The organism is Limnobacter sp. CACIAM 66H1, from assembly GCF_001601825.1.
GTDB lineage: Bacteria > Pseudomonadota > Gammaproteobacteria > Burkholderiales > Burkholderiaceae_B > Limnobacter.
Genome location: NZ_LUJK01000013.1, coordinates 25,548 through 40,976 on the forward strand (window position 1 = coordinate 25,548; position 15,429 = coordinate 40,976).

The window sequence follows — 15,429 nt, forward strand, 5'->3', positions numbered from 1 at the left end:
CTGGAGCAATTCCCATGTTCGAGAAACTCTTTGCGGGTACCTTGATGGCCCTTGTGATTTGGCAGCCTGGTGCAGCGAATGCAACGACTGCGGTACCAGTACCCTTGCCCCAGTTGCCTGCCACTTTTTCAGGTACTTTGCCTTGCGCCAGTTGTGAGGGAATTGAAACAAGTATTACCTTGCAGTCCGATGGTACTTTCTTTTCCCGCCAGCGCTACGCGGGGCAAGTTCCTCCCAATCAAGCCAGCGACTTGGGACGTTGGGTGATGTCGCATTACGGCAATATCGTGGTGATGCAGGGGCAAAACTCAAATCTGCGTTATTTCCGGGTGAATTCAACGGATTCTATTGAAATGCTGGATCTGGAAGCGCGCACCATTTTGTCAAACCTGAATTACCATCTGAATCGTACCCAGACGGCTGACTCACTTGACCTGAAGTTGTTTCCGCTTCGCGGACAGTATGTGTACCTCGCGGATGCTGGTCTTTTTTCAGAATGCGTCTCTGGTTTGAGTTTTCCAGTGTTGGCACAGGGTGACAATATCAAGTTGGAACGCGAATATCTGGAACGTCGAAATGAGCCTGGGCAGGCTCTGCTGGCCACAGTGTATGGTCACTTGAAGCTTGCACCCTCCATGGAGGGTGGTCGATTGGTACCTAGTTTGCTTCCGCTGCGTTATGAACATATTGCGCTTGGGAATTGCGCTACACGTTTGCATTCCGCAAATTTGAAAGACCAGTTCTGGACGCTGGTTCAACTCAATGGCAAGCCAGTGGTATTACCCGAATCTGGGAGAGCACCGGGTTTGATGCTTCATTCCGAAAATAGTCGTTTGAGTGGCTCGGGTGGGTGTAACCAGTTGTTGGGTACGTATACTCTCGACGGCCGTTTCGTTCAATTGAACCTAGTCGCTGCCACACGCATGGCCTGTTTGAACGAGGGTAATGTTGATGGTGAACTAATCAGCACACTGGCCCAGGTTAGAAGCTGGAATATTCTGGGCCAGCGTATGGAGCTGTATGACCAGCTTGGACGTTTGCTGGCCAGGTTTGAAGTGGCTTAGTGGTTCAATCTTGTAACAGTTCGAAGGTGAGCCCAGCGTGTTGCTGCAAGCGGCTCATCAATTGCTCTCCCATCAACGAGGCAGGGGTCCAGAATCCGCCTGCGTGCTTTTGAATGTCCAGCGCCAGGCACACCGCTGCCTCACCCAGCATTTTACCGGTTGAACCATAACCAGGGTCCATGTCACCTGTGACTTTGGCGGTCAAGGTATTGCCTTTGCTGGTGGTGCCATAAAAGCGCAGGTCATAAGAGCCTCGCTGCTGCGAAGTCTCGCTCGGTCCTTCACCAGGTTTGGGCACCACGAATTTTTCGAGTGCCCAACGGGTTGGTGGAAGTGCAGCACCAATCAAGAAACCAGCCATGCCGCTGGCCAGTCCCATCGCAGTGATTCGGCCTTTGAGCCCGTTGCCTGTCATCATGGCTTCGTCGTATTTGAATTCTTTACCGTATCCGTAATTTTGCAGAGCGTTGCTGCGATGAACCACACGGGTGTTGATACCTGCCATGACAAAGGGAGCCAGCCAGCTCTTGGCCACTGGATCAAATTCTGCGAAGCTGACATTGGGTTGACGTGCAGCCAGGCGGGCAGGTGAAATCAAATATGGGTTAGCCAACTTTTTGGCCAGTGACCGGTCTGCAGCAACTTCGCGCGTTACGTTGATCATGCTGGCCACGGTACCGCCTGAAAATTCTCCTTTCAGTTTTCTAACCCGCATCCGGATTTGTTGGCAAGGTTCGCCATATTGAACACTGGCGGCCTTTTGTAGAAACAGCACTCCCAGATCAGAGGGAATGGAATCGAAACCGCAGCAATGCACGATACGAGCACCACTTTGCTTTGCAGTCTCTTCATGGGCTTCAATCATTCGCGCAATCCATTGCACTTCACCGGTGAGATCACAGTAATCCGTGCCGGTTTCAGCGCAAACTTTGACAAGGCCAGATCCGTACAAGGCATACGGCCCAACTGTTGAAACCACCACCTTGGTTTTTGAACACAGGTTTTGCAGGTCGGTTTCTTGGCTGGCATTGGCCAAAATCGTTGGCAATTCTCGAGCCTGTTCACCCAGTCTGTTTTTCAGCACCGCGAGCTTGTCAGCATCCCGTCCGGCAATGGCCCAGTTGATTTCGCCGTTCATGCCATGTCGCCTCCACAAATACTGCACCAGGATCTGACCTACAAAACTGGTCGCACCAAAGACGATCAAGTCAAACTCTTTCTTTTTCATTCTGCTTTATCTCCTGAATTTATTGTGTTTTGCCAGATTCTCTCACACTCAATAAACCTTGTATTGATATTCGGAATACCGATTATTTCTAGGCCCTCAGGGTGATAGGGGGTGACCGGAGCTTTAACCCGAACGGGGGGACGCAAATTGGATGTGGAATATTTAATGTGAATCCATTCTCCGGAGAATCCCATGTCCAGTGTTTCAGAAGTCAACTTTCTGTTCGATTCCACCTCGCAGTTGTTACCGTTCTGGATCGCGATTGCGAAAACCGAGCATGAGCTGGAGTTGGCTGCCAAAGCCCGGCAACTTGCCTACGGAAGGCATCTTCCGTCGCTCGGTGAAATGCTGGCCAAACCCGATGCTGATGATGCTCATCCTGACTCCGCGGTACTGCTGGCGTTCTCAAAGCTGGATGGAAGTTGTATCGGTACGGTGCGTGTACAGATTGCCAATCAGCAGCAGCTTCGTCTCGAGGAGTCGTATGTATTGCCCAAGGCCCTGAGTACCGGTCGAGTTGCCGAGGTGTCAAGGCTGGCCATCCCTGCTCGGTCCAATGGTTTGACGTTGAGGTTGATGCTGATCAAGGCAGCGTATTGGTACATCAGGGCCAAGCTGGTGGACCGCTGTTTTCTGTGTGTGCGTTATCCGGTGGACAGGCAATACCGACGATTCGAACTTGATGATGTGCTACAGCCCAATGAGTTTGTAGAGATGAAACACATCGGCATGATTCCCCATCGAATTCTCTGGTTTGATGTATTTCACATTGAAGCACGTTGGTTGCTCAGTGCAAATCCGCTCCATTCAGTTTATTTCGCAAGTTCGCATCCTGATTTGCTGCAAAACATTCAGATGCGTACCTTGCAACTGGAAACCCAACAACAAGTGCGGTCCATTGGATGATTGTCATGCCTGTAGCTGTCGCCGACTCTTTTCAGAGAATATCCTGGGTGCCATTCCTCTCGGTGGTTTTGTTGAGTTTTTTTCTGATTGTGTCTTTTGTGAATTTATCGGTTCTGGAGGAGAACAGCCCCGACGAGGTGCCGCTGGCATTCTCAAGTCTCTCGGACAATGAGGTACACGGCAGTTTGTTCAGTGTGATTGAACAACTCAAAAATCAACCCGAGCTGCCTGTATTGCGAACTCATCTGAACGAGACACCTTTTTGGGTTTACGCAAGTGTGTCGCAAACCATGGCACAACAGCACGAGAAAATCTTCTTCAGGTCGCGGCATCTTGTGCAGTCTTCGTGTTGGTTGGCCATGCAAAGCGGCAGCTTGCAGGAAATTCAACTGGAGGCCAATCAGGGGCGGGCGGTATCAGCGCATCTTGTAAATAGCACTGGCTTGCAAGGTGTGCTTTGTCAGTTCAAGTTCATTGGGCCAGCAAGTCTCGAAATTGGTTTACAGACTGCCGGAAACTTCAATGCAGCGACTGTCATTTCTGAACGTCGGCAAAGTTTTCTGGAGGGTGTGCTTTATCTGATGATTGGCATGGTAGCAGTCGCTGCATTCATGACCCGCAGCGCCCTGTTTGTCATTTATGGATTCTGGCTGTTTGCCAGTCTTCGATTGGTGGCTTTGTCCGAAGGTTGGGACCATTCAATCTTTGGTTTTGACCTTGAATCTGAGCCGCTCATGCGGGCTCGAATGTTGGCCTTGGCCATGTACTTTACTTCGACGGTGCTCATTGTGTGGCATCTGTTTGAGAACATTCGACGCGATTCTTGGTTGGGAGTTCTGAGAGCCTTGCAATGCGCCAGTGCTCTTTTGACGGTGTTGGCGCTTTTTTCCCCTTACCGGACTTTTCTCGAACTGTTCTGGCCCATCAGTTTGGTGGCGGCCTCGGCTGTAGCGTGGGTCGTGATTCAAAATTTTCTCGAAAAACGTGACCGAGTAGCGATTTATTATCTCGCTGCCATGCTGATATCACTCACTGGTGCTGTGGCAGAAGTATTGTCGGCCTGGTTTGATCAACGCTTCTTGTTACAGTATTTCAACAGTGCTTCAGTCACGGTACTGGCCAGTGTGATGACTGCTGTGGCTTTGGCTGAGTTTTTAAGGAAAACACAACGGCAGCAACAGTTGGCAGCGCAGGCAGTCAAGCAGGCCCACGAGCGCCTTGAGAGTGTTTTCGATATTGCACCCTCGGCGATGTTCACTTGCACGCGTCACGGTCAACTGATTCACTTCAACAAACAGTTTACCGACCTTTTTCTGAACCGTGACGGAAGGCCTACACTCGACTTTCTGCAGCCGCAGCGACTTGCTGCCCTGTTTAACTTGCTAGAACATCCAGGGAAATCATCCAGGCGGGAAATGCCTGTGTTGGGTAGCGAAGGACAAACTCGTTGGTATGAATTGGTGGTGAGTCGCGATCACCAGGAACTTGTGGGGGTCGTGTGCGATTTCACAGCCAGAAAAGACCGCGAACTGGCTTTGCAGTACCAGGCCACACACGATGAATTGACTGGTGCATTAAACCGCCGGGGTTTGCAAAACACGATCCACAACAAGCTGAGCAGACGCACCGCCAGTTTCACTTTCTTTTGTGTCGATATTCAGCAGTTTTCACGTTTGATCAGCGCCTATGGTCTTGCAGTTTCGGATCAGTTGTTGCAGGCGTTTTATACAGAGTTATATCGGCACATGAATGCCCACGGCGATATAGCACGGCTGCATGTTGATCAGTTCTCAATCATGATTCACCAGAGCGACCTTGAGCAAGCGGAACAGGCCTTCAATGCATTTTTACATCGGCTTGATTCGGTGCCTTTTCAACTGGATGGCCGCAGCATTCAAACGGCCGTGCTCGCCACGGTGGTATTTCAGGGTCTGGTGGACAATGTGCTCGATGTGATGGAGACCGTTGAGATGTCCATGCGGGAGTCGAAGCTGAAAGCGAAACGCAACAGCAAGGTGGAGAGGATTGTTTTTGAGCAGAATCAGACCCGTAGGTTGCTGGACCAATCCAGAACCATACGCCGACTGGATGATCAACAATTGCCCGCTGGCTTGACTTTGGCGTGGCAACCCATACTGGCCATCAACGAGTCCAATGGTTCTCTCTACGCTGAGGCCTTGTTAAGGATCAAGGATGACAATGGGAAGCTTGCATCGGCAGGATTCTTGATTGAGGCCTGCGAGCGAGGAGGGTACACGGCATTTTTGGACAATTGGGTGTTAAGCCGATCACTTGATTTTCTCGCTCAACATGCAAAGCAATTGAACAAGTTGAGCGTCCTGAGCATTAATGTATCGCCGGGTTCCTTGAATGATGAAACATTTCTTCAGGATACATTGGCGTTGATTCAGGCGCATCAACAGCATGCGTCCAAACTGTGTCTGGAGATTACCGAGGTAGGTTCGGTGATCAATCTACAGGCCGTGCAGAGCTTCATTGAGCAAGTCAGAGGTATGGGCGTGCGTATCGCGCTGGATGACTTTGGTGCGGGGTACAGCAATTTCAGGTACGCGATGGACCTGCATGCAGACGTGATCAAGATTGACGGGTCTATCGTGAAGAATATTTGCCACAGCACCGAAAGCCATGCTGTGATTACCGCCATTGTGGGCTTGGCCCATGACCTGGGTTGCAAGTGTGTAGCCGAGTGGGTAGAGGATCTACACACCTTGCGAGAAGTGAAAGAACTTGGTGTGGATTATGTACAGGGTTACCTGGTATCGCCTGCAGTGGAGTGTTCACGTTTTCTGAATTTGACCGACCCGCTTGATTTGATTGATGACAAAAAGCGGGCCACATTAATTCAAGACGTGGTATTGGCCATTGAAGACTGCTGAGTATTCTGCTGACTCTGTGCAGGTATGGGAGGTGCCATTTCCGAGTATTCAACCCAGAATCGTTTCACGATAGATTTTTCAAGCTGCCCGCGTTTGTTCAATGGACAGGCAAAGCGCAAGGTCATGCGCAAACATTTTTCGTCTACGCTCGCCCAGAAGACTTCAGGCCTTGCCTTGGGCAAGTCCACGAAATTGTCGCGTTCTACAGCAGAGAAATGGCGCTCGGCCTCATCGATCCAGTGTTTGCCTGCCTCGTTGGCCAGTTTCAGCGCAAGCGATTCAGCGGCCTGAATTTTCACCGATTTGTCGAAGTTAAAGTCAATCAGGTGTATGCCATATGAGCCGTACACCGACAGGTTTTTCATGGCCTGCGTGAATACCAAACTGTTGGGTAGAGAAAGCAGACGACCAGTCTGTTTTTTCGACGGTCCAATTTCAGCCAGTTCGAATGTGACAAAACCGGTGTTGACCAGCTGCCCGGTGAATTGACCCACTTCAATGGTGCTACCGATCCGCAGGCTTTTGTTCAATGAAATCACCAAAGCACCCCAGAGGCAGAGAATGAACTCTTTGCTGACAATCAACAATGCGCCACCGATTGCAGCCAAAGAAATCAGAAAACCTGTGATTTGTCCCGACCATAAAGCCAGCACCAACAATAGCGCTGTGACCCAAACAATGTTTTTACGCCGAACCCATGTAGCCCGTACATTGCCGGTTTGGGGTGGTGTGGCTTTTGTCTCTCGTAGGAGTCGCCAGTGCATCAAGCGGTTGATGGTGGTAGCCAACATCAAAATGGCGATGGACAATATCAGCTTGCCCAGGCGGCCTTCAAGAAAATTGAAAACCTGTTCCACCGACGGTTCGAGGTCTCTGAAAAATTGAATAATTTCCATGTTAGCTTCTAGTTGCTGCTCGTTGATCTTGCTGGAAGATGGCTTCGAGTTCCTCGCGTCCCTGTCGACCAATCTCAATGACTTTCTCGCTGTCGCCCAGTACCTTGGCCTGCTTGTTGAGCAGGCTTTCATCGTGTTGTTTGAATGTTTCGGCTTTTTGCATCGCTTGGCCGTCGCTGTAACCCAGGGCATGAAGTGCCTCGGTGGCTGCTTCCAGTGCGCCTGCGAATAATTCACGAACCACCGAATGTGCACCCGCCGCTTTCGAGGCAAGATAGTCATTGCGGTTGTGGGAGCGGGCGATGATGGTGATTTTCGGGTAGTGATGAACAATAAACTCGACGATCGCTTGAGTCATTTTTGGGTCGTCGATCGCAACAATGGCGGTACGTACCTTGGAAATCCCTGCCGCTTCCAGTACTTCAGCCCGAGACGCGTCACCGTAATAGACTTGATTGCCGAATTTTTTTACGAACTCAATGTGTTCGGCGTTTTTGTCCAGTGCGGTGAAGTGAATTTGGTTGGCTGCCAGAATACGACCAGTCACCTGGCCAAAACGTCCGAAACCGAGAATCAATGCTTCCGATTCGCTGCTGTCAAACTTCTCGATGTTTTCCGGGGCTTTGGCGATCTGTTTGTCGGTGAATTTCTCAAACCACAACACTGCGGGTACAGTCAGTGCCATTGAGATGCCAATCATCAAATTGACCATACCTGCTGTACCTTCGCCCAGCAAGCGCAAGTCCATGGCTTGGGCCATAATCACGAAACCGAATTCACCACCCTGGCACAGCATCAAGCCCAGCATCAGGCCACGAGGGAAGGGAACGCCTGCCAGCATAACCAGCCCAATGATGACTCCTGCTTTCAATGCCATCAGTCCCAGGGTGCCAAACATCACAGTCAGGGGCGATTCAATCAGCAAGCCGAAATTCAAGGTCATGCCAATCGAGATAAAAAACAGACCCAGGCTTAAGCCCTTGAAGGGCTCTACGTCGGCCTCGAGTTGATGACGAAAGGAAGAGTTGGCCAGCATCATGCCAGCCATAAAGGCACCCAGACCCATGGACAGGTTGGCATGTTCCATGACCACCGCAGCGCCCAAGACAATCAACAAGGCCACCACCGTCATGATTTCACGTCCGCCGTAGCGGGACAAAAATTGCAGCGCCGGGTTGATGAGATAGCGAGCGAATACAATCAAACCAAGGATGGCTGCAGGTGCAAGCCACCATTGACCAGGGTCGGTATCGGGCTCGATGGGCGCCAGGGCTTGTACAGCAAACAGGATGGGCACCACTGCCAGGTCCTGAAACAGCAGCATTGAAAAACCACGCCGGCCATCCTCATTGCCCAAGATGCCTTTGTCAGCCATCAACTGAATGGCGAATGCGGTGGAGGAGAGGCCCAGTGCCAGAGCGATCACCAGCGCAGCATTGCCATTCATTTCGAACAGAAAAGCCAACACACCGTAGATCATGCCTGCTGTAATCAGCAATTGACCCGAGCCTAACAGCAGCACCTGGGCACGCATGGCCCAAAGCTTGGCGGGTTCCAGTTCCAGCCCAATGACAAACAGCAGCAAGATGACGCCAATTTCAGAGAAGTGCAGCGCCTTTTCCGGGTCATCGATCAGCCCTAGCACTTGGGGGCCAATGACCACGCCGGCAGCCAGATAACCCAAAATTGCGCCCAAACCCAATTTCTTGAACAGGGGCACCGCCAGGGCGGCAGCCAGCAAAAAGTAAACAACACTTTCCATCATTTTTGTCTCTCGATCTTTTTAGATCAGTTCGATCGCCAGTGCCGTGGCTTCGCCACCGCCAATGCACAAACTGGCCACGCCGATTTTTCCGTTTGTCTTTTTCAATGCACCGATCAAGGTACATACAATTCGGGCTCCGCTGGCACCAATGGGGTGACCCAAAGCACACGCGCCGCCGTGAATATTCACTTTGTCTGCAGGCAGGTTCAAGTCAGCCATTGCAGCCATGGTCACCACAGCAAATGCTTCGTTGATTTCAAACAAATCAACCTGTGCGGCGTTCAGGCCGATTTTTTCAAACAGCCCTTGTAACGCACCAACCGGCGCGGTGGTAAACAAACTTGGCTTTTGTGCATGGGTGCTGTGCCCCAGTATGCGCGCCAAGGGCTTGATTCCCAGCTTTTCTGCGTGGCTTTGTTTCATCATCACCACTGCGGCCGCGCCATCGGAAATGGATGAACTGTTGGCAGCAGTGACTGTGCCGCCATCACGTCGAAAGGCAGGTTTCAACGTGGGGATCTTGGCCGGGTCTGCTTTCAGGGGCTGTTCATCGGTGCTGACGACTTCCGTGCCTTTGCGGCTGAGCACTTCGATCGGAGCAATTTCCCACTGAAAACTCCCGTCTTCCGTGGCTTGTTTGGCCCTGGTCAGTGAACGAATCGCGAACTCGTCTTGCGCCTGGCGTGTAAAGCGATACTGGTCGGCACATTCTTCGGCAAAAGTGCCCATCAGTCTGCCTTTGTCGTAGGCGTCCTCCAGGCCATCAAGAAACATGTGGTCCATCACTTGCCCATGGCCCATGCGCATACCGCCGCGCGCCTTGGGCAGCAGGTAGGGTGCATTGCTCATGCTTTCCATGCCGCCAGCCACTGCCACTTCGGCACTACCGGCAAGCAGGCTGTCATGCGCCATCATAATGGCCTTCATGCCCGAGCCACACATTTTGTTGATGGTGGTGCAGGCGCTGCTCAATGGCAAACCTGCAGTAAGCGCGGCCTGACGTGCTGGCGCTTGCCCCTGGCCAGCAGGTAGTACGCATCCCATGATCACTTCATCCACTTTTTCAGACAGCGTGGGATGACCTGCACGCAGCACGGCTTGTTGAATGGCGTGTGCGCCCAGTTCGCTGGCTGTAAAACCAGACATGCTGCCCTGAAAACCGCCCATGGGGGTGCGGGCGGCAGATACAATCACGATGGGGTCGTGCTTCATGGTTTGGGGTCTCCGGGAAAACAGGTGTTATTGGTCCTATTTTCCCGTGCCCACGGGGTTTTTAACCCCCTGTGCAGCAATTATGCAGCAGTTTTTTCAGACCGGTTTTTAGCTTGCAGTTCGTCCCGCAATACCTGTGTCGCCTTCACCATCACAGCCAAAGCCGCCTCGGTTTCTTCCCAGCCACGGGTTTTCAGGCCGCAATCGGGGTTCACCCACAGATTTTCGGGTGGAATAACCTGCGCGGCTTTGCGGATCAGGCGAACAATTTCATCCTGGCCCGGTACGCGGGGCGAGTGAATGTCGTAGACACCCGGGCCAATTTCATTGGGGTAATGAAATTCGCCAAATCCGCGCAGCAATTCCATGTCGGAACGGCTGGTTTCAATGGTAATCACATCGGCATCCATGGCCGCAATGGCGGGCAAAATATCGTTGAACTCCGAGTAGCACATGTGGGTGTGAATTTGCGTGTCGTCCCGCACCGGGCTTGCTGAAATTCGGAAAGCCCTGCTTGCCCAGTTCAAGTAATCCTCCCAGCGTGCCTTGCGCAGTGGCAATCCTTCCCGGTAGGCGGGTTCATCAATTTGAATCATGCCAATTCCAGCAGTTTCCAGGTCGGCAACCTCATCGCGAATAGCCAACGCAATTTGTAGTGCTGTCGTCGCGCGGGGCTGGTCGTTGCGCACGAAGCTCCACTGCAAAATGGTGACGGGGCCTGTGAGCATGCCTTTTACAGGTTTTTCACTCAGACTTTGGGCAAAGCGGGCTACATCCACTGTCATTGCTTTGGGGCGAGATACGTCACCAAACAGAATTGGTGGCTTTACGCAACGTGAACCATAGCTTTGTACCCAACCGTTGGCTGAGAAAGTAAAACCTTCCAGTTGCTCGCCAAAATACTCAACCATGTCATTGCGTTCTGCCTCGCCGTGTACCAGCACATCCAGGCCGATCCGTTCCTGGAATTCAATGGCTTGGCGAATTTCCTGACTGATGTGTTGCCAGTAAGTGGTTTCGTCAATTTCGTTTTTCTTGAACCGCGCACGCAAGTTGCGAATGTTTTTGGTTTGTGGAAACGAGCCAATGGTGGTAGTAGGGTAGGCTGGCAGTCCAAAACGCTTGCGTTGCAACTGCTGGCGAATTGCAAACTCGCTGCCACGCTGGTCGGCAGTCGGAGCCAATGCAGCCAGGCGGGCCCTCACTTCCGGGTTGTTCAGCAGAGGGCTTTGAGTGCGTTGTTTGACAGTGGCTTGATGTTCGTTCCAAAGCGATGCCAAAGCACCCGTCAGTGTTTTTCCTTGCAGTTGCGTTTTAGCGGCTTGCTTAAGCAACTCCAGTTCTTCGAGTTTCTCGATGGCACCCGCCAGCCAAGGTTTTACAAGCGGGTTGATGGTGGTGTCGTTGTTGAAACGGTAAGGCACATGCAACAGCGAGCAACTCGGTGCAAGCCATACTTCACCTTTGCCGGCATCAAAAGATTTGGCGATTTGGTGAAGCGCGGCCTGAAGGTCAGTTTTCCAGATGTTGCGACCATCGATCAAGCCGAGCGACAACACTTTGTAGTTGGGCAGCCAGTCCAATACCAAAGGCAAGTCCTCTTCAGCGCGTACGCAGTCAATGTGCAGACCGTCTACCGGCAATTTGCACACTGGGCTGGTATGCCCTTGCGTGGTTGAAAAATAAGTAGCCAACAAAATTTTTACGCCGCTGCTTTTCAGTTGCAAGTAGCTGCGTTCGTATGCAGCCAGATAATTGCCGGGCAGGTCCAGGCCCAGAACAGGTTCATCCAGTTGCACCCATTCAATGCCGTTTGCTTTAAGCTCGGCCAGAATTTGGCCGTACACGGGCAGCAGTTGTTCGAGCAAATCAAACGGCTCAAAACCTGCCTGCTTGCTTTTGCCTAGAAACAAGAATGTGAGCGGACCAATCAAACTGACTTTGATCGGATGGTTCAAGGTTTTGGCCTGTTCAATTTGCTCTACAAGGCTTGCTGTATGCGCCTTAAATACTGTGTTTGATGTGAATTCCGGCACCATGTAGTGGTAGTTGGTGTCGAACCACTTGGTCATTTCCAGAGCCCAGGTTTCGTGAACATGCGTACAGCTGTGGTTCTCGGTTGACTTTCCACGAACCATGGTGAAGTAGCGTTGCAGCTTGGATTGTTCTGCTTTGAACTCGAAACGTGCTGGCTCGCAACCCAGCAATTGAATGTGGTCGGCCATTTGATCATAGAAGGCAAAGTCGCCCACAGTAATGAAATCAAGTCCGGAATCAATTTGAGCCTGCCAGTGCTTCAGGCGTAGTTCATGCGCGGTGGCGCGCAGTTCTTCCTCAGTGGTTTCGCCGCGCCAGTGGCTTTCTAGCGCAAATTTCAATTCACGGTTCTCACCGATTCTGGGAAAACCCAGGGTGTGCGTTTTAATCATGGTGTTTCTTCTTGTGTGGCAATTAAAACATCATGATCGACATAAACAGAGTATTATTCAAACGAATAATATTATCGAAAATAGTGAATAGAATTCATGTCAAAAAGTATTCTGGAATTGCGCCACCTGCGTACCCTACAGGCCATTGAACAAACCGGCAGCCTTAGCCGTGCGGCCGATGTGTTGTGCATTACCCAAAGTGCGGTGTCGCATCAAGTCAAGGCGCTGGAAGACTGGCTAGGAGAAGAACTGGTCTACAAACAGGGTGGGCAAAGCCGTTTCAGCGTGGTGGGGCAACGCCTGTTGCAGCTGGCCGGGCAGGTGCTGGGGCAGGTGGACCAGGCTGAGCTTGATATTTTGCAAATGAAGCAGGGGGCAGGCGGCCCGCTGCGTGTGGCCGTGGAGTGCCACACCTGCTTTGACTGGCTGATGCCATCGATGGATGTGTACCGCAACCGATGGCCAGAAGTTGAACTGGACATTGTTTCCGGTTTTCATGCAGACCCGGTGGGGCTATTGCACAAGGGCGATGCGGAACTTGCAATCGTCTCCGAACTTTGCGAGGAGGAGGGCATTGTTTCCTTTCCGCTGTTTCGGTTCGAAATGGTAGGCCTGGTGCCTGTGGATTCAAAACTGGCCAAGCGTACCTATTTAAAGCCCTCTGATTTTGCTGGTGAAACTTTGCTGACCTACCCGGTGCCCGACGACATGCTGGATGTGATCAAGCATTTTCTGACTCCCGCCGGTGTACAGGTGAAGCGCCGCAGCAGCGAACTGACTGTGGCGCTGTTGCAATTGGTGGCCAGCAAACGCGGGCTTTCAGCCTTGCCAGCCTGGGCGGTGAAAGGCTATGTGGACCGCGGTTATGTGGCCCAGGTGCCTTTGGGTAGAAAGGGTTTGATGTCAACCTTGTACGCAGCTTTACCCAAAGCCATCGCGGGCAAACATTACACCGCCGACTTTGTGGCGGTGATGCGGGAAGTGTGTGCGCGGGAACTGGATGGAATTGAGTTGTTGGGGTGATACCTTACAGATTCATTCCACAAAAACATTGCAATAGTCCAGTGTGTATTTTCCGTCTGCTGACTTCTTCATGTACTGCCTGGTGTCGATCTGTAGAAAGACAGGACTTGTGTCTTGAATATTGCTCTTTCTGAGACGTTCGAGCAATTCCCATCGAGATTGCTGGGCGGGGCTAATCCGGTTTTTGATTGGCTCTATGCCTTTGAATCGGATCTGAATTGTTTTTTGGCAGTTGGGAGCTTTGATCGGGAAAAGATTTTTGTCGATTAACAATTCAAATTGTGACCAGTTCCTGACGAAAGATTCGAGCGTGGTTTGAGCGTCTTGATTCACCTTCAAAATACTTGTATCCGAAATATAGATGGTCGGTCTCTCGATGAACCGGATGGGTTCAGCGAAAACGGAGTTTAGATGGCTACAAGTTAAAATCACGAGCACACTAAATTTATTTGGCATCACAAACCAGCTCCCCAACGGTTTGATTCCATACTTCCACATATTTGTCGGGGAATCCCTTGCCTAAAATTGTGTTGTAGTATTTTTTCCAGTAATTGGCCATGCCTACAATGTCTCCTGCATCAGGAATTGCTTCTTTCACCCTAGCGTAATGTACGCGTGCCATGGCTGTTGCATACGAATCGTTGTTGATGAGTTCTTCTTCTGCATTCGCTTTGTGGGAAGTTTTGAATTGCAAAACCTTGTCAGCCAGAGATTTGCGATAGCTGAGATAGTTGTCCCAAATGTCGTCATGCGTTGCCATTTCCATTTGATACAAGCCGCGAGCAGGACCTTTGCCCATTTGCTTTCGCCAGGTTAATCGGCTTTCAACCAACGCGGTTCCAAGTAGTAATTCAGCGATATTGTCGCCTCCCATATTCATTGTTTTGAGCGTGGGAATGATGATGTCTCGATGAAAAAAATGACAAATGGCTTTGGTCGGCATATTGGCTCCGTAGAATTAAGAGCCAAAGCGTAAGCCAGCGATTATGGGAGTTCAAATTCAGTGATTTCTACTCACTCCTTGTGATTAGTCCGCTTACCAGCTCGCCAACTGGACATACACAGGTATACCCACCAAAATATTCAGCGGAAATGTAATGCCCAAGGAAAGCCCAACATACAGACTCGGGTTTGCTTCCGGTATTGCATAACGCACCACAGCGGGCACGGCAATGTAGGAAGCGCTGGCGGCCAGCACCATGAGCAAGGCCGTATCACCTACACTGGCGCCTGTGGTTTTGGCCAAAACCCAAGCCAGGGCGGCGTGTGCTATCGGCGCAATTACCGCATACGCCACCATCCAGCGAGAAACCGTTTTTAGTTTCGGAAGGTGTTTGGCTGTGGTCAAACCCATGTCGAGCAAGAAGAAAGCTAGCATGCCCTTGAACAAGTCGCCGGTGAAGGGTTGCATGGCCTGTTTGCCTTCCGCGCCACTCATGTAGCCGATCAGCATGGCTCCCAGCAGCAAAAGCTGTGCGCCTTCGGTGAACGATTCTTGCAGCAGGTGAGCAAAGCCTTTTCCAGGTGCCGGGCTTGAATTAGAACCTTGCCCATGCTTGCGTGCCATGTTGGCAAAGAGCACTGCCAAAATAATGGCGGGCGATTCCATCAAGGCCATGGCGGCAGCCATATGGCCACCATACGCGATGTCGGATTTTTCGAGAATCTGCACCGCAGTAATGAAAGTCACCGCGCTGACCGAGCCGTAGGTTGCTGCGATTGCGGCTGCATCAAAAGCGGAAATGCAGCGCTTCAAGATTGGGTAGCTGATCAAAGGCACCAGAACAGCTAGCACAACAGCACTTCCCAAACCGCCCAGCACTTGCGTATTGAATCCTGATTCATGCAAGGCAAAACCACCCTTCAGGCCCAGTGCCATCAGCAGGTAAAGGGAGAGGAATCGACTGACCTGTGCAGGAATTTCAAGATTGGATTTGATCAGTCCACTGAAAATGCCCAGAAGGAAGAACAGGATTGCGGGGTCTGTGAAGTTGTTCATGATGCGCGGA

Annotated in this window: 12 protein-coding genes; 5 read left to right on the plus strand and 7 right to left on the minus strand. The window is 51.4% G+C overall.

What is annotated here, in order from left to right; genetic code table 11:
• Positions 1-14: 14 nt before the first annotated feature.
• Complete coding sequence (locus A0129_RS05730; RefSeq protein ID WP_291713216.1) at positions 15-1,064, plus strand: META domain-containing protein; 1,050 nt, start codon at positions 15-17, stop codon at positions 1,062-1,064.
• A gap of 4 nt (positions 1,065-1,068) precedes the next feature.
• Here the strand turns inward: A0129_RS05730 and A0129_RS05735 are convergent, their stop codons facing one another.
• Positions 1,069-2,292, minus strand: a complete 1,224-nt coding sequence (locus A0129_RS05735) for a trans-acting enoyl reductase family protein (protein ID WP_291713218.1) — start codon at positions 2,290-2,292, stop codon at positions 1,069-1,071.
• A 192-nt stretch (positions 2,293-2,484) separates the two neighbouring features.
• Here A0129_RS05735 and A0129_RS05740 point away from each other — a divergent pair, with 192 nt between their 5' ends.
• Both A0129_RS05740 and A0129_RS05745 read left to right on the plus strand, forming a co-directional pair.
• On the plus strand, positions 2,485-3,198 hold the full coding sequence (locus A0129_RS05740; RefSeq protein WP_291713220.1) for a hypothetical protein: 714 nt from the start codon (positions 2,485-2,487) through the stop codon (positions 3,196-3,198).
• Between the two features lie 5 nt (positions 3,199-3,203).
• Entirely contained in the window at positions 3,204-6,095 is a 2,892-nt protein-coding gene (locus tag A0129_RS05745; RefSeq protein WP_291713225.1) for an EAL domain-containing protein, read from the plus strand.
• On the opposite strand, the gene A0129_RS05750 is transcribed toward A0129_RS05745, so the two are convergent.
• The 4 genes from A0129_RS05750 to metE form a co-directional block, all read right to left on the minus strand.
• Positions 6,062-6,991, minus strand: coding sequence for a mechanosensitive ion channel domain-containing protein (locus A0129_RS05750; RefSeq protein ID WP_291713226.1), 930 nt, complete (start codon positions 6,989-6,991; stop codon positions 6,062-6,064). The two genes, A0129_RS05745 and A0129_RS05750, sit on opposite strands and share 34 nt — an antisense overlap.
• A 1-nt stretch (position 6,992) precedes the next feature.
• Positions 6,993-8,756: a monovalent cation:proton antiporter-2 (CPA2) family protein gene (locus A0129_RS05755; protein WP_291713228.1), complete on the minus strand. Its 1,764-nt coding sequence runs from the start codon at positions 8,754-8,756 to the stop codon at positions 6,993-6,995.
• An 18-nt stretch (positions 8,757-8,774) separates the two neighbouring features.
• Positions 8,775-9,968, minus strand: a complete 1,194-nt coding sequence (locus A0129_RS05760) for an acetyl-CoA C-acetyltransferase (protein ID WP_291713229.1) — start codon at positions 9,966-9,968, stop codon at positions 8,775-8,777.
• An 80-nt stretch (positions 9,969-10,048) separates the two neighbouring features.
• A complete protein-coding gene (gene metE, locus A0129_RS05765) occupies positions 10,049-12,397 on the minus strand; it encodes a 5-methyltetrahydropteroyltriglutamate--homocysteine S-methyltransferase (RefSeq protein WP_291713231.1) in 2,349 nt (782 codons plus the stop codon).
• A 96-nt stretch (positions 12,398-12,493) separates the two neighbouring features.
• On the opposite strand from metE, the gene A0129_RS05770 reads away from it, so the two are divergent.
• Both A0129_RS05770 and A0129_RS05775 read left to right on the plus strand, forming a co-directional pair.
• On the plus strand, positions 12,494-13,420 hold the full coding sequence (locus A0129_RS05770; protein ID WP_291713233.1) for a LysR family transcriptional regulator: 927 nt from the start codon (positions 12,494-12,496) through the stop codon (positions 13,418-13,420).
• Between the two features lie 114 nt (positions 13,421-13,534).
• The gene (locus tag A0129_RS05775; protein WP_291713235.1) at positions 13,535-13,690 is read left to right on the plus strand and encodes a hypothetical protein; all 156 of its coding nucleotides are present in this window, start codon (positions 13,535-13,537) and stop codon (positions 13,688-13,690) included.
• Between the two features lie 175 nt (positions 13,691-13,865).
• On the opposite strand, the gene A0129_RS05780 is transcribed toward A0129_RS05775, so the two are convergent.
• The gene (locus A0129_RS05780; protein ID WP_291713242.1) at positions 13,866-14,363 is read right to left on the minus strand and encodes a hypothetical protein; all 498 of its coding nucleotides are present in this window, start codon (positions 14,361-14,363) and stop codon (positions 13,866-13,868) included.
• 93 nt (positions 14,364-14,456) lie between these two features.
• Positions 14,457-15,419: a sodium-dependent bicarbonate transport family permease gene (locus A0129_RS05785; RefSeq protein WP_291713243.1), complete on the minus strand. Its 963-nt coding sequence runs from the start codon at positions 15,417-15,419 to the stop codon at positions 14,457-14,459.
• Positions 15,420-15,429: the final 10 nt, after the last annotated feature.